Here is a 21,024-nt window from a genome sequence, read left to right as displayed (position 1 = left end):
CGATTCTCTTGGGATGAACCGTGTGCTGGGCCGGGGAGCGCGATGCTCGCGCGGCTCAGAGACGCGCACCCGGGTCCGCTGTGGGCGCGACCGACCGGTCTTACCGGATGCGGTCTCCTTGGGATGGCCGTCCAGGGGGCGTACCGGTGGCGTTGCTCGTCGGTGATCCTCGCGGCGGCGACAGTGCGGCTCGCCACGCGCCCAGGAAGGTGCACAATGTGTACACTTGATGGCATGTCTGACACCTATGGCATCGCGGCGGCCCGCGCCCAACTCGGCACCCTCGTTCGGCGCGCAGCCATCAGCCGCGAGCGCATCGCCCTCACCGACCACGGACAGGTTGCCGCCATACTGATCAACCCCGAGGAACTGGCCGATCTGGAAGACTCCCTCGCCCTCGCGCAGTACCGACTGGAGCAGGCCAACGGCACCGTCGTGACGGTGCCGCACGACGATGTCATTCGCGAGGCCGAGGGAGAGGCCCGGGTCAGCGCGGCGTGAGCTACCGGCTTGAATGGCTCCCAGCCGCGAAACGAGCTCTCATCGAATTCCGCAAGTCCGACCCGGAGGGAGTGGATCAGGTCTTCGACGCGGTGCACTTGCTCGCGCGGGACCCGCGTCCCGAGGGAGCCCATCCGTACGGTTCTCCCGACGTTCTCCGGATTCACATCGGGCGTTACCGACTTCTCTACGAGGTGCGGGACGCCGTGGTGACGGTCACCGTCGTTCATCTCGGGCGCATTCCCTGACAAGGCAACGCCCCCCTGGCGCAGCCGCCGAAAGCTGTCGCCGCCCCCCGGCCGCTGCCCCGGCTCTCCGGGGGAGCGGGGCAGGAACACCACGGTGCCGCGCTGACGTGCTGGCTTCCCGTCTATAGGCTGACCCATGGACCAGGGCCACGAGCGGTACGGCGAGGACGACGGGGAGATATGACAGGGCTGGAGGACAGCGGCAGCGGGCGCGAGCGGGACCGGGGCTATCGGCGGTATCAGCCGCAGGACGAGTTCGGCGACCTGGAATCGTCCGGGCTGTTCTCCCTGTTCACTCCGGTCGAGGTGGGGGACGACGGCCGGCCCACCGGAGTCGAGCTGGAGGAGCCCGCCGACGAAGCCGACTCCGCCCCGGACGCGGACGACCCGGACGCGATCTCCGCGCCCTTCCGGCCGGAGAGCATCAAGATCGAGACCCAGGCGACCACGGTCGATCTGCTGCTGTCCCGGCTGAAAGAGGAGATGATCGACCTCGCGCCGGACTTCCAGCGCCGGGCCGGTATCTGGAGCGATGTCCAGCAGAGCCGCCTCATCGAGTCGCTGCTGCTGCGCATCCCGATCTCGTCATTCCACATGGCGCAGGACGAGGACGACAACTGGGCGGTCGTGGACGGCATCCAGCGACTCACCGCGATCGCCCGGTTCATGGCGCCGGAGGCCGTTGGAATGCTGCCCCTGACCCTGCGCGGCCTGGACTACCTCCGGCAATACCACGGCTGCGGCTACCAGGACCTCAGCGGGCGACTGCGTATCAGGCTGCGCGAGACCCAGCTGGTGGTGCACATCATCCAGCAGGGGACGCCGGAGACCGTGAAGTTCAACGTGTTCTCTCGGATCAACACCGGCGGCATGCCCCTGAAGCCGCAGGAGATCCGGCACGCCATGATCAAGGGCCCGGCCAGGACGTTCCTCGCCGACCTCGCGGAGGACCCGGCGTTCGTGGACGCCACCGGCGACAGCGTGTCGAACGAGCGGATGGCCGACCGGGAGATGGTCCTGCGTTTCATGGCGTTCCGCCTGACCGAGCCCACCAAGCACCGGCAACAGGACTTCGACCAGTTCCTGGTGGACTCCATGCACCGCATCAACCGTCTCGACAACGCCGAACGCGACTGGCTCGCCCTGGAGTTCCGCAAGGCGATGAAGTGCGCCACCGACATCTTCGGGGACCACGCGTTCCGGAAGTGGCGCGGCGGCAAGAACAAGTCCCCCATCAACAAGGCGCTGTTCGAGGCGGTGGCGGTCAATCTCGCCGTCCTGGGCGATGGGGGGCGTGCGGTGCTGGTAGCGTCGCGTGACAAGGTGCACACAGAGTTCTTCAAGCTGATGACGGACTGGGACTTCGACCGTGCCATCTCCGTGGCGACCGGCGATCCGAAGAAGGTCCGGACGCGGTTCGGGATGATGGGCGAGCTTTTCCGAGGGGTGGCGAGCGGTGATTGACCGGCTGACGCTGAGGAACTTCAAGGCGTTCCAGCACGTGGATCTGCCGCTCGGCCCGCTCACCCTGCTGACCGGGCTGAACTCCTCCGGCAAGAGCAGCGTGCTGCAAGCCTTGGGGCTGCTCCACCAGTCGTACACGGCCGGTGATCTCGACCGGGCGCCCGACGTGGCCCGCGGAAGCATCAGCAACGTTCCAGGCCAAGGTTTTCTGCTCAACGGGGAACTCGTCGGCCTCGGTACCGGGCAGGACGTCCTGCACGAGGACTTCGCGGGGGAGGAGCCGGAGATCACCCTTGCCGTGAGCGAAGGCGACTACCGCTACTCCTGGACCGTCGCCTGGGAGCCGGAGCAGAACCTGCTGCCGCTGACCCGCGCCGACCTGCCGCTGACGACCGAGGGCGGCGCACCACCCAGCGGGGAAGCGGCGGTCATCCCCGGCTACTTCACGGCCGGATTCCAGTACCTGCACGCCGACCGTGTCTCCCCGGCCGAGTTCTACCCGCGCGACCACCACGCCGCCATCGGCCGTGGCTTCCTCGGCGTGCGGGGCGAGCACACCGTCAACTTCCTGCGCCACCACGCCGGGGACCAGGTCCCCGATGGCCCGCTGCGGCACCCGCGTGCCCAGTCGTCGTTGCTCCTCCAACAGGCCGCCGCCTGGATCGGGGAGCTGTGCCCGGGAGTGGACATTCAGGCGGCCCCCATCGAGGGAACGGACGCGGTACGGCTGTCCTACGGATTCGCGGGACCGCAGGGCACGCGCCGGCGCCCGACCAACGTCGGCTTCGGCCTGACGTACGCCCTGCCGATCGTCGTGGCCTGCCTGACCGCGCGGCCGGGCTCTCTCGTCCTCATGGAGAACCCCGAGGCGCATCTGCATCCGCACGGGCAGACGCGGATGGCCGGGCTGGCCGCCGCCGCGGCGGCGCGGGGCGCACAGCTCATCGTCGAGACGCACAGCGACCATGTGCTCAACGGGGCGCGGCTCGCCGTCAAGCGCGGACTGCTCGCCCCGGACGACGTCGTCCTGCACTACTTCCGGGGCGACGGCACGGGCGCCGACATCGTCAGTCCGCGCGTCGACCGGGACGGGCTGCTCGACCAGTGGCCGGAGGGCTTCTTCGACGAGCTGGAGAACACGCTCGACCAACTGCTCGGCTGAGCGGAACGGTTCCGGGTACGAAGGGCACGTACGACACAGGGAGGGGAAACGTGCCGCTGCTGTTCCTGAACGAGAGGTCCTGCGGGACCGGCTGCGCCCCGGCACTCGCCGACCGGGCCATGACGGAGCTGGCGCGGGCCGTGCTCGCCGCGGTCCGGGCCGACCGGGCCGGCACGGTGCTGGTCAGCAAGGACCCGATCACCGGCCTCCAGATCGCCGAGGGTTACCCGATCGGCAAGTGGCATGGCAACCCGAGGAACCGCGACGCCTGGCGGCGGATGCTCCAGATGCAGAGCAAGGCGCCCTTCAAAATGGCCTTCCCGGACGGAGCGGACTTCCTCGACGTCGAGTATCGCCACCGGGGCGAGACCGTGGAAGGGCTCGGCGCGGCCCATCTGCTGGAGGGGCTCGGCGTCTCGTTACCGGTGGAGCCACGCTGGGACGCGGCCCGGCTGTTGCTGGAGCGTGAACAACTGGTGGAGGACGAGTCCGGGGAGTCCGGGTTCGCGATCAGCCAGGTGGACATCCGGCACGCTTCGAGCGAGGCGCATGTCGACGAGCACCTGAGCTGGATCGGGGACCAGCTCCGGGCCCTGCGCAAGGACGGCCTCGACGAGGTGCGGACGGGGGCCGAACTGTGGAAGCGGCGCACAGCGTTCTTCCCTCGCCTCCAGTTCCTGCCCCGCGTGGAACACGACCTGGGCGGGCTGTCCGCCGACTGGATCAGATCGGTGTGCCTGCGGCTTGCGGAACTGGACGACACGGTCACCACATGGGACCCGGCGGCCCACCCCATCGCGCCGAAGTGGCGGTCGTACGTCAGGCAGGAGTTCGAGTCCCGTCGGCGGCTGTGCTGGTTCACCGATCTCGACGGGGTCGACCGGCTTTTCGACTGGCACGCCGACATCTACTTCAAGAAGGGGCGGCTGCACTTCCGGCTGGTGCCCGAGGAACGCACCCTGCGGGTCGCTTACGTCGGTGGCAAGCGCGGGGTCTGAAAGGTGCCCTGCTCGCCGTCGTCGCAGGTACGGGACGCCTCCCGCTGGACGAGGACGGCAGCCCGCCCCATTACCTTGGTGCGTGGACCCGTCACGTGCTGTGTGACAACGTGCAGAAGAAGGGGGACCGCGCGTGCGACCGACCCTCGCCGCCGAGCAGGTACGCGACAGCCTGAGCCAGTACCTGTCGACGACCTACGCGCTGGCGGACGAAAGCACCCGGCGCGCCCTGGAGCGGTTCCTCGGCGATCCCGAGGACGGCATCTTCCGCGGCCCCTACCTCCGTATCCGCACCCCTTTCCGGTCCGCCGAGGGCGAGGGCTGGCAACGTCATCTGACGTGGTGGCCGCGGGGCTTCCATCCGCACCGTCACCAGGAGCTGGCCTGGGAGCGGCTCTCCACGCTCCATGGACCGGCCAGGCCCACCCTGGTGACCACCGGGACCGGCTCCGGCAAGACCGAGGCGTTTCTCGTCCCGCTGCTCGACCACTGCCGCCGGGAGCGCGAGGCCGGACGGGAGGGGGTCAAAGCCGTCCTGCTCTACCCGATGAACGCCCTGGCCACCGACCAGGCCCACCGCATCAACGACCGCCTGAACAGCCCGCAGGACGCGCGGCTGAGGAACGCGGGCGTGCGGGCGGGGCTGTACATCGGCGACAGGGCGTCGAAGGACTTCAAGCGGGCCAACCCGCGCGTGGCCGTCGACCGGGACGAGATCCGGCGCACCCGCCCGGACATCCTGATCACCAACTACAAGATGCTGGACCTGCTCCTTCAACGGCCGGAGGATCAACGGCTGTGGCAAGCGGAGGGAGGCTCCGCGCTGGCCTATGTCGTGCTGGACGAGTTCCACACTTACGACGGGGCCCAGGGCACGGACGTGGCGATGCTGCTCCGCAGGCTCGGCTCCGTCACCGGGCTGGCCCAGCCGGGACGGCCGCTCGGCCCGGTCTGCCCGGTCGCCACCTCGGCCACCCTGGGGGAGGGCGGGCCCGGTGCGGGGGGCAACTCCATCCTGGATGTGGCGGAGCAGGTCTTCGGGGTGCCGTTCCCACCGGAGGCGGTGGTGGGCGAAGACCGGCGCGGCGCACAGGAATTCGCGGGGGCGAGCGACTTCTCGCTGCCCTTCCCGCCGCCCCATGAGGTGGCCGCCCTCGGCGACCCCACCCGGGACCCGGAGGCCCTGGACCGGCTGGCCGCGGCCTTTACCCACAAGCGCGGCCTGAGTCCCGAACAACTCGGCCGTCAGTTGCGCCGCCATCGGCTGACCGCCGCGATCCTGGAGATCCTCGACGGCAGCCCGCGCACCATGGCCGAGGTCATGGAGATCCTGCCGCGGTACGCCTACCACTGGGGTATGGCCGTACAGCAGACGCCGGCCGTCGCGGCCCAGGCACTCGCCCGCTATGTCGCACTGCTGTCGACGGCCCGCGACCCGGACAACCCCGGGCGGCCGCTGCTGTCCATCGAGATCCACCACTGGGTGCGGTCGGTCTCCCGGGTGCTGCGCGGAATCAGTGCGGCGCGGGCCGAGTTCCGCTGGGACGACGAGCGGGTGGCCTCCAGTGGAAAGCTGGTCCGTACCACCGGCCGCGGCCCCGAGCCGGGCCCGGCGGACGACGCGGCGCTGGCGGTGCCCGCCGACGACAGTGCGGCACCGCCCGCCCAGGTCTTCCTGCCCGCCGTCTTCTGCCGGGAGTGCGGCCGATCGGGCTGGGCGGCGCTCTCCCCGGAGGCGGATCCGGCGGAGCTCGACATGAACGCCTCGAAGATCCGCCGCGCTTCCGTCGGCCGCGACAAGCGCCGCGTGCGGAACATGATCGCGGCCACCCCGCAGCAGGTTTACGACGCGGCCTTCGGTGGCGAGAAGCCGCGCAGCGGCCCCACCGTCATGGTGCTCGACGGACTGAGCGGACGCCTGCGCCCGCTGTCGCCCGAGTCGGACTTCGAAGCGCCGCCGGGCGGCGGAGGATCACGGGTGGCGAAGCCGCTGCACGACGGCGCGTTCGTGCTGACGGACCTGGCAGACGAGCGGGCGGCGCAGGGTGACCAGTGCCCGGCCTGCCGGACGTTCAACGCCATTCGCTACCTCGGCACCGGCCTGGCCGCGCTCGCCGCGGCCGCCATTACCCAGCTGTTCACCGGAGGAGAGCTCGACAAGCTCCTCGGGGAGGACAAGACCCTCCTGTTCAACGACTCGGTCCAGGACGCCGCCCACCGTGCCGGCTACGTCGCCAGCCGCTCGTACACCTTCTCCTTCCGCTCGCTGCTGGCCAGCCGTATTGACGAGGAAGAGCCGATCGCGCTGAGCGATCTGGCGGCGGACCTCATCGCGGACGTCGTGGAGAGCAAGGCCGTGCAGGCCGCAGTGATCCCGCCTGACCTGCACGTCGTGCGCGGCGTCGACACCCTGCTCGCCGGACGCAGTCGTGGCTCCAAACCCACCTGGGAGCTCATCGCCCAGCGTCTTGCCTTCGCCGCGGTCCTGGAGTTCGGGCTCAGATCCCGGCAGGGCCGCACCTTGGAACTGACCCGCACCGTCGCGGCGGACGTTCCGCTTCATGACCCGGACGCCATCGCGGAGATCGTCCGGGAACTCCTGCACACCACCCCCGGCGACATCGCCCTGCCGGACGGCTCCGTGCCGGGCCCGGAGCGCTGGATCGGCCATGTCCGCGGGCTGTTGGAACGGCTGCGAACCCGTGGCGCGATCCGTCACGCGTGGCTCGACGGCTGGATCGACCAGGCAGGGGTGCGGCGTTGGCTGATCTGGGGCGGGCGCAGGACCGGCATGCCGGCCTTCCCGCCAGGGGTGTCGGCCCCCGCCTTCCTGCTGGGCAGCCCCAAGCAGGGCAGCGACGACTTCGACGTGGTGACCGGACGGCTCGGCTGGTACCAGGACTGGACCCGGCGCAGCCTCGGGCTGAGCCCCGACGCCGCGAACGCCTTCCTCGGGCGCCTGCTGCCCGCCCTCACCGACGCGGGCGTCCTCTCGGCCCGTACCGCCAAGGACGGCGCCACGCGGGTGTACGGCCTCCAGCCAGGTCATGTCCAGGTGCGCAAGCTGGCGGACGACACCGTGGCCGACGCCTCGGCGCACTGCCCGGTCTGCTTCTGGGAACAGACCATCCACCCCGACCTGGCCGACCAGTGGCACGGCCTGCCCTGCCCGCGCTACCGCTGCGGCGGACTGCTGCGCACCGGCCAGGACCTGGAAAGCGGTGTGCGGCGACGGGACTTCACCGAGGACTTCTACCGGCGTATGTACCGCGAGGCCGGGGTCTTCACGATCAACACCGCCGAGCACACCGGCACCCTCAGCCGCCCCAAGCGGGAGGCCGTGGAAAGGGCGTTCCGGGCGGGTACCGACGCCCACTACGCCAACCCGCAGGTTCTCTCCTGCACTCCTACTCTGGAACTGGGCATCGACATCGGCGACCTGTCCGCGGTGGTACTCGCCTCGCTGCCCAAGGGGCCGGCCAACTACGCGCAGCGGGTGGGCCGGGCCGGCCGGGCCACCGGCAACGCCTACCTGCTCACCATGGTCGACCGGGGCCCCAGGGACCGCTACTACCTGGACGCCCCGCGGCAGATGATTGCCGGTGACATTCAGCCGCCCGGATGTTTCCTGTCCGCCATCGAGATCCTGCGCCGCCAGTACATGGCGCATCTCCTCGACTTGGCCGGTGCGGGAAGCCTGTCGGCCCGGGACGGTGACCCGGTTCTGCCGTTGCCGCACTTCGCCAGCGACCTGTTCGGCGCGTCGGGCTGGCTGACCGAGTTCGGGGACGCCGCCCTCGCCGATGGCGCGCGGCTGGCCGACAAGTTCCTCGCGCTCTTTCCCCCGTACGACGAGGAGAAGGGGACGGGCGTGAGCCCGCAGGCGGCCGACGAGCTCCGGAAATACGCGACCGAAGACCTCGCCGAAGCACTTGACCGGGCTCGTGAGCAGTGGGAGAGCCGACGAGACGAAATGCGGCGTCGTATGAGCGCCATCGACAAGGCGCACGCGGCCTTGGTGGCCGGTGACCCCGAGCACGAACGGCAGGGCCGGGAACTGCGCGCCGAGCGGCGCGCCGTGGCCCGGAGCGCGAAGGAGATCAGCCGCACCACCGCACACGGCGCCCTCGTCGATCTCGGGCTGCTGCCCAACTACAGCCTGGTCGACTCCGTCACCGAACTCGAAGCCACCCTCACCTGGCGGGAAGAGGCGGGCGGCGAACGCCCCGAGCACCACAGCAAGGTTCTCAAGTACAACCGCTCGGCACGCCTGGCCCTGGAGGACTTCGCGCCCGGCAATCACTACTACGTCCAGGGCTACAAGCACCGGATCACCGGCCTCGACATCGGCAGCCCCGGCCGCCCGGCCTGGATCTGGTGGCGCGTCTGCCCCGACTGCGGACACATCCGTACGCACCGGGCCCAGCAGGACTCCTCCGCCTGCTCGCGGTGCGGCTCCGCGGCAATCGGTGACGTCGGCTGCCTGCACAGGGTGCTGGTTCCCCACCGCGTCCTGGCCAGGGACCAGCGGGACGACGTGCGCGTACGGGACGACACGGAGGAGCGCGAGCGCCGCCTCTACACCGTCGTGCCGGCCGTGGACATCCCCGAGGAACGCGTCGAGGCGGCCTGGAAGCACAAGCACGCCACGTTCGGCTGGGAGTTCTCCCGGCAGGCCGTGATCCGGCACATCAACGTGGGCGCGTCCCGGGTGGACGGAGGCGCGGATGACGCCTTCGCGGGGCGCCGGGTGCGGCTCAACCCCTTCTGGGTCTGCGACTCCTGCGGATACGCCGACCCCGACGGCGGACCCGCGGCGGAACAGCAGGACGCGCTCGTCGCGGTGCGGGCCACGCAGTACCACCGGCCATGGTGCCCCCGCCTGCGGGAAGGGCTCGACGGAGCCCGTGCCGCGCAGCAGGGCGTCAGGCTGCTGCTTGCCCACGAACTGCGCAGTGAGGCGCTGCGCATCCTCATCCCGGCCGTCACCGCCCACACCCGGGAACGTCTGGTGTCCTTCAAAGCGGTGCTGCTCGCGGGCATCGCCCGGAGCTACGGCGGTGACCCCGACCACCTGGCCGTGGTCAGCGATTCCATGCCCGAGCCCGGCGGCGACACGGACCTGCGCAGGCACTTCCTCGTGCTGTACGACACGCTGCCCGGCGGCACCGGCTATCTGCACCGCCTCGCGGGCCGCGACGGGCTGCGCGACGTGCTGACCCGGGCCCGGCAGGCCATAGAGAGCTGCGTCTGCGTCGCCGAGGGACGGCCCGCCTGCCACCGCTGCCTGTTGCGGCACGTCGAAGGCGACGAGTACGAACTGGTCTCGCGCGAACACGCCCTGGACATGCTCGGGGAACTCCTCGGCCGCGCGGGGGACGGCTGGGTCGTCGGGGAAGCCGGGACGACCAAGGAAATCAGTCTCGTCCGCCAGGTGGAAAGCGAGCTGGAGGCGCTGTTCCGCCGAGGGCTGCTCGCCTGGGCGGAGCGCGTTGACGAGGTGAGCGTGCGCACCGCGCTCACTCCGGACGGCGAGCGCGATACCGTCCTGCGGTTCACCGCCCCCGGCGGGAAGGTCAGCGGCTGGCGCATGGAGACGCAGACCGACCTCGGATTCACCGTGCCGGACGTGGTGTTCCGCAGCATCGACGACGACCGGCGACGCGTCGCCGTCTACCTCGACGGCTATCGTTACCACGCGAGTCCCGGCCACAACCGCGTCGCGGACGACGCGGCCAGGCGCACCAGGCTGCGCTCCGAACACGGCTGGCAGGTCTTCCAGCTCACCTGGGACGACGTGCGGGCCTGGACCGGCCACTCGAAGCCGTCCCCCGAACCTGTATGGGTGCCGTATCAGAACACCGCGCAGAAGACGGCATCGGACATTCACCGGCGGCTGCACGGCGGCGATCCCCGCGACCTGCCGCGTTTCGTCTGGGCCAACCCGGTGGAAACGTTGATCGGCTACCTGACCAGCCCCGACCCCGGCGTGTGGCGGCGGCGCACCCAGAGCGCCCTCGCCGGATTCGCCGCGGTGGCGGCGACCAGCAGGGCCCTCGCGGACGGGCCGGAGACCGGCCGCCGCATCGGTGAGGCGCTGGCGGGGAAGCGGCTGTCCGGCGGGCGGGGAGCCGTCCAGGTCATGGCGACCAAGGACGGCAGTGGGTGCCCCCTGACGATCGCGCTCGACCTGCGCAGGGGGCAGGCCGCGGCGGTATGGACCGCCCTCACCGTCCTTGACGACAGCGCGGCTGCCATCGGCGGGGACGAGAACGCGCACCGCAGACGCTGGCAGGCCTGGCTGTACTGGACCAACCTGCTCCAGTTCCTCAACGAGGGCGAGGGCGACGGCGTGCAACTCGCGACGAGCCAGCTTCCCGGCTTCGACCCCGTGGAACTGGCCGTGACTGGCGGCGCGGGGTGGCTGGAGTCCCGTCGGCGGGCGCACGAGCCGGGTGCGAAGCGGAGCACGGCCGAGCAGGTGGGCGAGACAGGGCAGCCGCATGCCCAAGCCGAGCGCGACCCTGCTTGGGACGAGGTCATCGCCTACCTGGTGGAAGAGCCCGGACTGGCCGAACTCGCCGAGGAACTAGCCGTGTTGGGCGTGCCCGCGCCCCAAGCGGGGTTCGAGCTGGGTGCGGCGGCCTGGCCGGCCGAGCTCGCCTGGCCTTCCCACCGTATTGGTGTCGTCCTGGCCCACCAACGAGGTGCGGACGGGACTCCTGACCGTGATGCGGAGGACCGTGACCAGGCCTACGAGGCGGCGGGCTGGCGCGTTCGGCCCGCCACCGAATGGGATGCCAGGGAACTCGCCGAAACACTGGCACGGTCCGCCGAAGCAGACGACCGCCCGGCCGAGAACGCCGACGAGAGCGACGAGGAGCAGGACGGATGACCAGCACCGGTAAGCCGGCCACCGGGGTGACGTTGCGCTTGCTGGACAAGGCGGACAGAGAGATCGTCAAGCTGGACCGGGCGATCGTCGGAGCGGTCTACAAGTTCCAGCACGAGTTCCGCAAGAACCCCGAGGCGGGCGGCTTCGACCTCAAGCCGCTCAAGGGCCACGAGCGGCTGTGGTCCGCACGGGTCAACCGTGAGTACCGGGCCCTGCTGCTCCGGCTGGGCGGCAACGACTGGCTGCTGGTCTCGGTCAAGCACCGCGGCCACGTCCACCGAAACCTCGACCGCCTGGCCTACGGCATCAACCAGGTCACCGGTGCGATCGAGTACGTGGATCTCCAGGTCGTCGAGGAGGACGTGCTGCGGCGGGAGGCGCCCGCGCGGCCGTCCGAGTCATCGTCGGCGCCAGAGCCGGCACCCCGGCCGGCGGCCGTCGAGACGCTGTTCGGGCAGTACAGCGCGGAGCGGTTGGCGGACCTCGGCGTGGCCGAGCCGCTGATCCCGATTGTCCTCAAGCTGACCACGGACGACGAACTGCTCGGGCTTGCCGAGTACGCGCCGCGGCACACGGGCGAAGTGCTGTTGCGGTTGCGCGACGGTGTTCCCTACGAGCAAGTGATGGAGGAGGTCACCGAGCCCGTCGCGGTCGAAGGCGCGGAAAAGGCCGATCCCGAGGACTGGCAGGCGGCCGTCGACCGCTCGCAGGCCGTGGTGATCACCGATGACGAGTCGCTCCAGAGCATCCTTGAGGAGGGCGACTTCGGCCGTTGGAAGGTCTTCCTCCACCCCACTCAGGAAAAGCTGGTGCACCGCTCCTACTCGGGCCCCGCGCGGGTCGGCGGTGGTCCCGGAACGGGAAAGACGATCGTCGCCCTGCACCGCGTCAAGTACCTTGTGGATCAATTGCCACCTGGGCACAGCAAACCGGTCCTGCTCACCACCTTCAACAAGAACCTGGCCGCTGACCTGCGCACCCGCCTGATCTCGCTCGGCGGCCCCGAGACGCTGGCTCGTGTCGACATCATGCATGTCGATCAGTTGGCCACGCGTGTCGTCAGCGAGTCCGCCCCGGGGAACAACAAGCGCAGGATCGACGACACCCAGGCCCTGCGCGAGTGGCGGCAACTGCTCGTCGAGGCGGGCGAGAGCCGTTGGGACGCCGAATTCCTGAGCGATGAATGGAACCAGGTGATCCTGGGGCAGGCCGTCGCCTCCCGCGCCGACTACTTCCGGGTCCGACGGGCCGGCCGGGGCCGCAGTGTCTCCCGGGCCGATCGGGCCGAGATCTGGCAGCTCGCGGAGCGCTTCACCCAGCGACTTGAGGTCAAGGGGCTGGAGACCCATCGCCAGGTCGCGGAGCGAGCGGCCCAGTTGGAGATCGCCCGCAAGGCCAAGATCGAGGAGCGCCGCAGGCAGCAGGAGCAGCGCGGCGGCCTGGACAATATCCATGTCGAGTCCGGGTCCGGCGCCTGGCTGCGCTATCGCTACCGGCACATCGTCGTGGACGAGGCCCAGGACCTCGGCGCTGCCCACTGGAAGATGCTTCGTGCGATGGTGCCGCAGGACGCGAACGACATCTTTCTTGTCGGTGACACCCACCAGAGGATTTACGACAACCAGGTCACTCTCGGCAGCCTGGGCGTCAATATTCGTGGGCGTTCAGCCAGATTGACGCTCAGTTACCGCACGACGCGCGAGATCTTGAGGGCCGCGATCGGCGTTCTGGAGGGGACCGATTACGACGATCTCGACGGCGGCACCGAGGATTTGGCCGGATACCGGTCGGTGCTGCACGGTTTCCGTCCGTCGTTGCGAGGTGCCGAGAGCTGGGATGAGGAGCTTGACCTTGTGGTTGAGCAGGTGCAGGCGTGGCACGACATCCCGCGTGAGTCCGTTGCGATCTGTGTCCCGACGAACGAGAAGGTCGACGATGTCGTCTCCCGGCTCGGCCGACGGGGAATCATGTCCACGAAGATCACCTCGGAGGGGCCGCGGCGTGACGAGGGCGTGCATGTTGGCACCATGTACCGCTTCAAAGGGCTGGAGTACCGCCGCATGATCATTGCTGGCGTCTCCGAGGGGCTGGTCCCGCGCTCATCGGTAGACGCGTGGAGCCAGACCGACCGAGCCCGTTATAAGCGCGAACTGCAACGGGCGCGCTCCCTGCTCTTCGTCGCGGCGACCAGAGCGCGCGACGCTCTCACCATCTCCTGGAACGGCGAACCCAGCCGGTTCCTCCGCCCTCTGGGAGTGCGCAGTACGCTGAGGTGACCTGCCGCAGGTCTCTTCTCGGCCGAGGTGGTTGGCGGCGAAGCGGAGTTCCAGCAGCGAGGAGTTCGACGGCGGCTTCCGGCCGAGGACCGAGCGGGCGCCCGGCGGAGGCGCCCGGTGGCCGGAGAACCGTGGCTGAACGGCAGGTAACGCGGTCGGGAACATTCCGAACTCCCCTGTTCTTTCACGGAGTTTGAGTCTCTTTGTGCGTGTCCCCGCTACCGAACTGATACGCGCACGTCGACGGGAATTCGCCATTCCCGGTGGATCATGGCCGCGCAACATACGGCTACGTATGGCCGGGTGACCGGACCATCGCTGTCCGCTACAGCGCGAGTGAGGAACCGATGGAAGAAGAGATCAAGCTCTCTCCCGAAGAAGTCGACCGCGTCATGGGCATCATCAACGACGCCTACTCCGACATGGAGGAGGTCGCCGCCGGTATCGGCGGGCACAGCGCCAACGTCGGCATGGCCTACCACGGCGGCGGCACCGCCCAGGCCGTGGAGACCTACGAGAACCTGGGCCGCGCCGGCCAGGCCCTGGCCAACGCCCTCGACGGGCTCTCCCAGGACCTGGGCCTCACCGCCAACACCGGTCGCGAGACCGACGCGGACGCGCACCAGGTGCTGTCCCAGGTCGTCGCGCCGAGCACCTCCCCCGACCTGTCCATCGCCAGCCAGATCTGACATCCCAGGAGCAGCGATGTCCCTCGACGGCATGATCCACTTCCGCAACGAGGGTCTGGACGGCATTCAGTCGCAGACCTCCGGCCAGCAGGAGCGTTACCTGGAGATCTGGGACAACGTCCGCACCCAGCTCCTCCAGCTCATCGAGAACGGCCAGGTGGACGCGCAGATCGGCACCGTTCTCGGCGACCGGGACGAGCAGTTCCGGCGCGAGGCCACCGGCTTCGACGACAGCGTCACCTCGCAGAACACCGCGATGCGCAACGTCCAGACCATTGGCAACGAGGGCGGCGCCGCGATGGTGCGCGCGGCCATGGGCGGCGGGCGCTGAACCGGGGCGGAGTCGGAATCGGATTCGGGAACGGATCGGCGACATGGTCACGATGAACGTCGGCGCCCTGCACGGCGCCGAGGACGGGGCCGCCCGGCGCGACGGTCTCGCCGGAATGAAGGCCCGCTTCGCGGAGATCGCCTCGGACCCCGCGATGTTCGGCGAGGTGCCGAACGCCGACCTGGCCGCCGAGGCCCTGCGGTCCGCGGCGGAGTCCATGCTGCGCGAGCTGGAGCGCGCCGGGCTCACCGTCGAGGACATCCGGGCCAGCGCCGCCGCGGCGGCGGGCATCGGCGAGGAGTCCGACGAGGCCGCGCGGGCGACGCTGTCGAGCGCGCGGATCGAGGCCGCCACCGCCTTCGACACGCTCATGGAAACCCGGGAGTGATGGTGGGACATGCCAGCTACTGATGAGGCGTTCAGGGCGACGATCCGGAAGATTCTCAGCGCCCAGCACTACACGATCCAGGCGTCGGCCGGCGCCTGGACCGCGCTGGCCGGCGCGGCGGAGGCCGAGCGCGGCGCGCTGTCCGGAACCGCCGCCGAGGCGGCGGGCGAGCCGGGCGCGGGTCTGCTCGAACTGGCCGACCGGATCGAGGAGACCAGCGGCTGGGCGGCGGGCGCGGGGGCCGTCGCCCAACAGGTCGCCGAGCAGCTTCTGCGGGCCGGGGAGCGGTCCGCCCAGGCCGGCGAGCAGGCGCTGCGACTCGACGACGAGTACACGGAGGTCGAGGTCTGGGAGGCGGAGCGCGTCGACGCGATCGACGTCGGCATGGGCGTCGTCCGCACCCATGAGGTCGCGGGCGAGGAGAAGCAGCGGCTGGCCGACGAGGCGCGGCACGTCCTGGACGAGCTGGGCGCGGCGTTCGCCGAGGTGATCGGCGCCCAGCCGCCGGAGGCGCCCGGCACCGACGGGGGCGGCACGACGGCCTCGTCGTCCGCCTCCTCGTCGTCCGCCTCCTCGTCGTTCGCCTCCGCGTCGACCGCCTCGGCGGCCACCGGCGCGTTCGCGACGGGCCCGGCCGCCGCGGCCGACTCCGCCCCGTCGTCCGGGGCGCGGGCGGACGACGGCGCGTCCGGCGGCGGCACCGCCGGGGCCGGCTCGGCCGGCCGCGTCGAGGCGCCCAACGGCAGCGTGATCGGCGCGGGCGACTATCCCCACTCCCGGGTGGTCGGCCCCGAGGGAGGCGACTTCGCCGGCTGGGTGCAGAGCCCCGGCTCGGGTTTCCTGGTGGACCCCGCGACGGGCCGGGAGTTCGATCCGGTCGCCGGCCGGTGGATCGACCCGGTGACCGGGCAGCCGTTCGGCGAGGTCACCGAGTACGCGGCCCGGCTGTCCGGGCTCGGCGCCGGGCCCGGCGCGATCGCCGGCGCCGCGGGGATCGTCTCCGGAACCGGCCCCCTGGGCGGCACGGCGGCGCTCGCCGCGCTGTACGGCGGGGTGATGCCGCCGAGCATCGGCCACGCCGGGCCGGCCCGGAACCAGCTCATCGGGCAGGCGAACCGCCACCTCGGCCAGCGCGCACGGGTCGCCACCCGCTTCGCGCTGCACGAAGCCGCCCAGGGCGGGCGCCCGTTCACCCCGCCGCCCGGCGCCGCCGGCCACGGCGGTGGCCGCGCCGGCCGCGCCGCCGCCCGCCCCCGGCCGGTGGGCGAACCGGCCGCCACCTGGCGGACCCGGGCCGGGGACGCCGTCGCCCGGCACCAACTGGCCGGCGGCGCCCGCCCGGCGAGCGCCCCGCCGCCCGGCGCGGCGGCCGGGGCCCGCTCCGGCGGCACCGGCCGCGACGAGCGCGGCACGCGGGGCCGGCCGACCGACCTCACCGAGGACCCCGCCGTCTGGGCGCCCGGCGCCCGGGCCGGCAGCGGCGTCCTGGGCGACTGAACGGAAAGGAACGACCAGTGTCCGCTGACGGCCTCTACTACCTCCCGGACGGCTTCCGGGAGTCCGGGCAGGGCAGTGGCCGGGCCGCCGACGCGGCGGAGAGCACCCGGCACTACCTCGGCCGGGCGACGCCCAACGCCGCCAGTTACGCCGGCGCCGACGAGTTCGTCACCGCGGTGACGAACACCCGCGACACCCAGTCCCGGGGCGTCGCGGGCGCCGCCGAGGGCCGGGACAACATGGCCGCCAGCGACTACCAGGTCGCCGCCCTGGGCGAGGAGACCGAGGCCGGGGCGAACACCGCCATCGGCGCCGCGGCCCTCACCGACTCGCCCGTGGCGCGCGGCATCGCCGACGGCATCTGACCCCGCCCCGCAACCCCAGCAATCCGCACCCCCAAGCACCTCTGCCCGGTCCCTGGAGCCCGCCATGCCCAATCTTCGTTTCACCCGCGCCGAAGTCGAGGAAGAGGCGGGCAAGAAGCCATGGACCCGGCAGCGGGAGTTCACCGCGGAGATCAACCCCGACGACATGGGGGACACCGCCGCCGTCTACGCCCGCGCCGCCGGTGAGGCGAGCGGCGCGGGCGAACTCGCCCAGCACGCCACCGACCTGGGCGCCGACTCCGGCGGCATCGACGGCGGAACCCTGGTGGACGCCGAGGGCCGCATCGACGAGACGGCCCGCGGCCTCCAGGGCAACGGCCAGGACATGGACGAGGTCGTCACCTATCTGGTGCGCGCCATGAACCAGGCCATCGACACCGAACGCGAGGTGTACGACCTCGTGTACGCCGAGGGCTTCCTCGAAGAGGCGTACGTCCGGCAGCTCGCCGGCGCGCAGAACTCCTGGGACGGCTGGCAGCAGGCGCTGACCGACGCGGTCGCCGCCCACAACAGCAGCTCGGCCGTCCCCGGCACCATCGCCCTGCCGGTCACCCACGACGGCCGCACGATCAACGCCGATCACGCCGAGTCCGGCGGCGGCGTGGTGTACTCGCTGCCCGCGAGCCTCGCCACCGAGATCCGCGAGAAGCACCTGCGCAACGCCGCCGACTTCGCCGTCACCTACGACGCGGAGATGGCCGACGCCATCGAGGCTTACCGCCGCAAGCTCGCCGAGTACGGCCAGCAGCTCGGCGAGCTGGGCTACGACCTGTCCGACGGGCCGCTGGGCATCTTCACCACCGACGAGATGGGCGAGTACGCCGGGCAGCAGCTCGCCGAGGAGCTGGCCAAGGACAACCCAAACCCCGACGTCCTGCTCATGTACACCGAGGGGCTGGACTCCATCGTCCTCGGCATCTACGCCGAGGGTGCCGACCCCGGCGCCGCCCAGCGCGAGCTGACCGCGAGCGAACTCGCCTACCTGGAGAAGTTCTACGGCCAGCTCGACGCCGACGACCTCGCCGCCCTCGGCGCGCTCACCGAGGACACCCGCGGCCTGGACCCCGGCGAGGCCGGCCGTCAGTACGCCGGCGCGCAGCGCGTCGCCAACGGCCTCAACATGCTGCTGAACCCGGACATCGGCGGCATCGACCCGGCCGCCCGGCCGGACCGCGTGCCCGAGGGCATCCGCCCGTTCGTCTACAACTACGAGAACAGCGACCTCTACCCCTCCGACGAATCCGGCCGCGCCCATCCCACCCTGGGCAGCGACGCGTTCAACGACGAGCTGCGCCGGTTCAACGGGTTCGGCGACCTGATGGGCACCGCGACCATCGGCTCCGGCGAGCAGTTCAGCGAGGACCTCGCGCACGCGGCCGTGGACGTCCAGACCCGCACCTCGTTGCAGTACAGCGCCAGCGGCTACGACCAGGACTACGTCGAGAACACCTTCGGCAGCGGCCTGCTGTCATCCGCCGCCCTCAACACCGAGGCGTCCGCCGGCCTGCTCAACGACGCCGACTTCCGCGACCAGTTGCTCTCCCAGCGCTGGGAGGACAGCCAGGGCGCCGCCGAGCTGATCGCCAGCGGCACCACGATCCCGCCGGGCGTGGACCACAACAGCGACGAGGCGCGGCGTTACGTGGAGGCCGGGTACCACGTCCTGACCTCGGCGCCCGCGCACGCCGACGGCATCCTCGCGAAGAACAGCATGATGACCGAGCTGGGCCACAGCGACCACACGGCCCTCCAGAACGCCATCGGCGACACCTCCCTCCAGTACATGGACATGCTGTCCAAGTCGGCCCAGGAGACCGGGTTCTCGGTGCCCGGCGACCCCGACGACCCGAATGCCCGCACCGACCGGAACCTGTTCGGCAACGACTACCGCTACTCGTTCGAGCTGTCGCGCGGCGACCGCGAGGCCCTGTTCTCCCTGATGAACAGCACCGGCGACGAGCCCCGGCAGAACTTCCTCAACGGCGTCGGCGCCTGGCAGGAGACCACCGCCTACAACGCGTTCGTGCGCGACTCCGACGGCAACGGCGACCAGGCCGCCGCGTTCGACGCCATCGGCCGGGTCGCCGGCACCGTGCAGCACGTCCAGGACCAGGCCGAGGTGTCCGGGGCGGGCACCGGCCGCGGCCAGTCGTCGATGATCGCCACCATCGCCGCGGCCGGCTCGGCCGTGAAGGACGTGACCCCGCCGCTGCCCGGGAAGCTGGCCGTCATCGCCGGCACCTACGGCGTCGCCGAGAGCGTCCGCCACGCGCTGCCCGACCCGGCCGCGCTCCAGAGCGACCTTCAGATGAGCGCGCTGGAGCACGGCGACACCCCCGTCCGGTCCATCGTCGCCGACGCCGCCGTCCGCGCCGACTACCGCGGCGCGGGCGGCACCGAACTGCCCGACCCCACCTCGTCCGACACCGGCGAGGAGGACCTGCGCCGCGCCTACCTGGACCTGGAGTCCGCCTCCTACGACTCCTACCGGGACTCCCTGGTGGAGGCCTACAACGACGCCATCGGCGACTGACCGTGACCGGCCCCACCACCGTCTTCCGCCGCCCGGCCCGGGCCACCCGCCCGGCCGTCCCGGAACGGGAGCTGGTGCTCAAGCCCCCGCCCCAGCTCCCCAAGCCGGAGGACGGCAACCTCTGGATGACCGCCCTGCCGGCCCTCAGCGGGCTGGGCTCGGTGCTCTACATGCTGACCATGGGCCGGGGCGCCATCGGCTACATCGTCGGCACCATGTTCCTGGTGTCCTGCCTGGCCATGGTCGTCGGCTCCGTGATGCGGCAGCGCGGCTCCGCCCGGAGCGCCGCCCGCAACGAACGGCGCGAGTACCTGCGTTACCTCGAACGCACCCGGGCCGAGGTGCGCCGCACCGCGGAGGCCCAGCGCGCCGCGCTGCGCTGGGGCGCCCCCGAACCGGGCACCCTGTGGACCGTCGCGGGCAGCCGCCGCCTGTGGGAACGCCGTGGCGCGGACAACGACTTCGGTGTCGTCCGTGTTGGCACCGGACCGCGTTACCTGGCCACCCCGCTGGTCCCCGGCGAGTCGGCGCCCGTGGAGGACCTGGACCCGCTGTGCGCGGTCGCGCTCAAGCGGTTCATCGACGCGCACGCCGTGGTGCCCGGCCTGCCCGTGCAGGTCGCGCTGCGCCGCTTCGCCTCGGTCTCCGTCACGGCGGCGGACAATCCCGAGGCGGCCCGCGCCCTGTTCCGCGCCGTGATCGGCCAGGCCGTGACGTTCCACTCGCCGCGGGACCTGCGGGTCGTGGTGTGCACGCGGGACGTCGAGGCCCCCGCCTGGTCCTGGCTGAAGTGGCTGCCGCACGCCCACCATCCGGATGAGCTGGACCACGCCGGCCCGGTGCGCATGATCCACGGCAGCCTCGCCGTCCTGGAGGACTGGCTCGGCGCCGAACTCACCCGCCGCACCCGCTTCCACCGCGACGCCGAGCCCGACCCGGACCTGCCGCATCTGATCGTCGTCCTGGACGGCGGCCTCGTCACCGGCGCCGAGGCGCTGCTCGACCCCGGCGGGATGCAGGGCGTCACGCTCCTGGACGCGGACGGCCACGCCGCCGCGCTCACCGACACGCACGGCGTCCGGCTGCGGATCGAGGCCGGAAAGCTGGCGGTGCTCGCCGGCGAGACCACCGACGAACTCGGCGTCCCCGACGGGCTGTCCGTCCCCGAGGCCGAGACCCTGGCCGCCGCGCTGGCCCGTTACCGCGTGGACACCGCCGCCTCGGCCGACGCGGCGGACCTGACCACCGCCGTCAACACGCTGCCCGCGCTGCTTGGCGTCCCCGACCCCGGCCACCTCGACCTCGACGCCCTCTGGCGGCCTCGCCCGCTGCGCGACCGGCTGCGCGTTCCCATCGGCGTCTCGGCCGATGGCGGGCTGCTGGAGCTGGACATCAAGGAGTCGGCGCAGAACGGCATGGGGCCGCACGGACTGCTGGTCGGCGCCACCGGGTCGGGCAAGTCGGAGCTGCTGCGCACTCTGGTGCTCGGCATGGCCGCCACCCACCCGTCCGACCAACTGAATCTCGTCCTGGTCGACTTCAAGGGCGGGGCGACGTTCGCGGGCATGGCGGAACTGCCGCATGTGGCCGCCGTCATCACCAATCTGGAGGACGACCTCACCCTCGTGGACCGGATGAAGGAGGCCCTGGCGGGTG

General features: G+C 71.3%; 14 protein-coding genes. All 14 read left to right on the top strand.

Annotation, left to right across the window (positions count from 1 at the left end; all coding sequences use genetic code 11):
- The first annotated feature begins 234 nt into the window (after window positions 1-234).
- Complete coding sequence (locus RM590_RS28970) at window positions 235-501, top strand: type II toxin-antitoxin system Phd/YefM family antitoxin (protein WP_311707711.1); 267 nt, start codon at window positions 235-237, stop codon at window positions 499-501.
- A complete protein-coding gene (locus RM590_RS28965) occupies window positions 498-749 on the top strand; it encodes a type II toxin-antitoxin system RelE family toxin (protein WP_311707710.1) in 252 nt (83 codons plus the stop codon). Before RM590_RS28970 ends, RM590_RS28965 begins: the two co-directional genes overlap by 4 nt.
- Before the next feature lie 180 nt (window positions 750-929).
- On the top strand, window positions 930-2,213 hold the full coding sequence (locus RM590_RS28960; RefSeq protein WP_311707709.1) for a DUF262 domain-containing protein: 1,284 nt from the start codon (window positions 930-932) through the stop codon (window positions 2,211-2,213).
- Window positions 2,206-3,375 carry an AAA family ATPase gene (locus RM590_RS28955; RefSeq protein WP_311707708.1) on the top strand — a complete coding sequence of 390 codons (1,170 nt, stop codon included), beginning with the start codon at window positions 2,206-2,208 and terminating at the stop codon, window positions 3,373-3,375. Before RM590_RS28960 ends, RM590_RS28955 begins: the two co-directional genes overlap by 8 nt.
- Window positions 3,376-3,425: 50 nt before the next feature.
- Complete coding sequence (locus RM590_RS28950) at window positions 3,426-4,373, top strand: hypothetical protein (RefSeq protein WP_311707707.1); 948 nt, start codon at window positions 3,426-3,428, stop codon at window positions 4,371-4,373.
- A 133-nt stretch (window positions 4,374-4,506) separates the two neighbouring features.
- Window positions 4,507-11,268 (top strand): DEAD/DEAH box helicase, encoded by a 6,762-nt coding sequence (locus RM590_RS28945; protein WP_311707706.1) that lies wholly within the window; start codon window positions 4,507-4,509, stop codon window positions 11,266-11,268.
- The gene (locus RM590_RS28940) at window positions 11,265-13,544 is read left to right on the top strand and encodes a UvrD-helicase domain-containing protein (RefSeq protein WP_311707705.1); all 2,280 of its coding nucleotides are present in this window, start codon (window positions 11,265-11,267) and stop codon (window positions 13,542-13,544) included. Before RM590_RS28945 ends, RM590_RS28940 begins: the two co-directional genes overlap by 4 nt.
- Before the next feature lie 347 nt (window positions 13,545-13,891).
- Complete coding sequence (locus tag RM590_RS28935; RefSeq protein WP_311707704.1) at window positions 13,892-14,233, top strand: WXG100 family type VII secretion target; 342 nt, start codon at window positions 13,892-13,894, stop codon at window positions 14,231-14,233.
- Between the two features lie 16 nt (window positions 14,234-14,249).
- Entirely contained in the window at window positions 14,250-14,564 is a 315-nt protein-coding gene (locus RM590_RS28930) for a hypothetical protein (RefSeq protein ID WP_311707703.1), read from the top strand.
- A 43-nt stretch (window positions 14,565-14,607) separates the two neighbouring features.
- Window positions 14,608-14,952 (top strand): hypothetical protein, encoded by a 345-nt coding sequence (locus tag RM590_RS28925; protein ID WP_311707702.1) that lies wholly within the window; start codon window positions 14,608-14,610, stop codon window positions 14,950-14,952.
- 9 nt (window positions 14,953-14,961) lie between these two features.
- Entirely contained in the window at window positions 14,962-16,449 is a 1,488-nt protein-coding gene (locus RM590_RS28920; protein WP_311707701.1) for a hypothetical protein, read from the top strand.
- Window positions 16,450-16,466: 17 nt separating this feature from the next.
- Window positions 16,467-16,814 carry a hypothetical protein gene (locus RM590_RS28915; RefSeq protein ID WP_311707700.1) on the top strand — a complete coding sequence of 116 codons (348 nt, stop codon included), beginning with the start codon at window positions 16,467-16,469 and terminating at the stop codon, window positions 16,812-16,814.
- Between the two features lie 64 nt (window positions 16,815-16,878).
- Window positions 16,879-19,368: a TPR repeat region-containing protein gene (locus RM590_RS28910; RefSeq protein ID WP_311707699.1), complete on the top strand. Its 2,490-nt coding sequence runs from the start codon at window positions 16,879-16,881 to the stop codon at window positions 19,366-19,368.
- Between the two features lie 2 nt (window positions 19,369-19,370).
- Window positions 19,371-21,024 (top strand): type VII secretion protein EccCa (eccCa, locus tag RM590_RS28905; protein WP_311707698.1); only part of this gene is annotated, 1,654 nt, incomplete at its 3' end.

Origin of the sequence: Streptomyces litchfieldiae (assembly GCF_031845365.1) — a bacterium.
Lineage (GTDB): Bacteria > Actinomycetota > Actinomycetes > Streptomycetales > Streptomycetaceae > Streptomyces > Streptomyces litchfieldiae.
This window is presented reverse-complemented; position numbering and strand designations above follow the sequence as displayed.

What these genes read in the sequence shown, in the direction of transcription:
- RM590_RS28930 (WP_311707703.1), top strand. Translation starts at nt 14,250, where the DNA reads ATGTCCCTCGACGGCATGATCCACTTCCGCAACGAGGGTCTGGACGGC.
- RM590_RS28960 (WP_311707709.1), top strand. Translation starts at nt 930, where the DNA reads ATGACAGGGCTGGAGGACAGCGGCAGCGGGCGCGAGCGGGACCGGGGC.
- RM590_RS28935 (WP_311707704.1), top strand. Translation starts at nt 13,892, where the DNA reads ATGGAAGAAGAGATCAAGCTCTCTCCCGAAGAAGTCGACCGCGTCATG.
- RM590_RS28940 (WP_311707705.1), top strand. Translation starts at nt 11,265, where the DNA reads ATGACCAGCACCGGTAAGCCGGCCACCGGGGTGACGTTGCGCTTGCTG.
- RM590_RS28970 (WP_311707711.1), top strand. Translation starts at nt 235, where the DNA reads ATGTCTGACACCTATGGCATCGCGGCGGCCCGCGCCCAACTCGGCACC.
- RM590_RS28925 (WP_311707702.1), top strand. Translation starts at nt 14,608, where the DNA reads ATGGTCACGATGAACGTCGGCGCCCTGCACGGCGCCGAGGACGGGGCC.
- RM590_RS28910 (WP_311707699.1), top strand. Translation starts at nt 16,879, where the DNA reads ATGCCCAATCTTCGTTTCACCCGCGCCGAAGTCGAGGAAGAGGCGGGC.
- RM590_RS28920 (WP_311707701.1), top strand. Translation starts at nt 14,962, where the DNA reads ATGCCAGCTACTGATGAGGCGTTCAGGGCGACGATCCGGAAGATTCTC.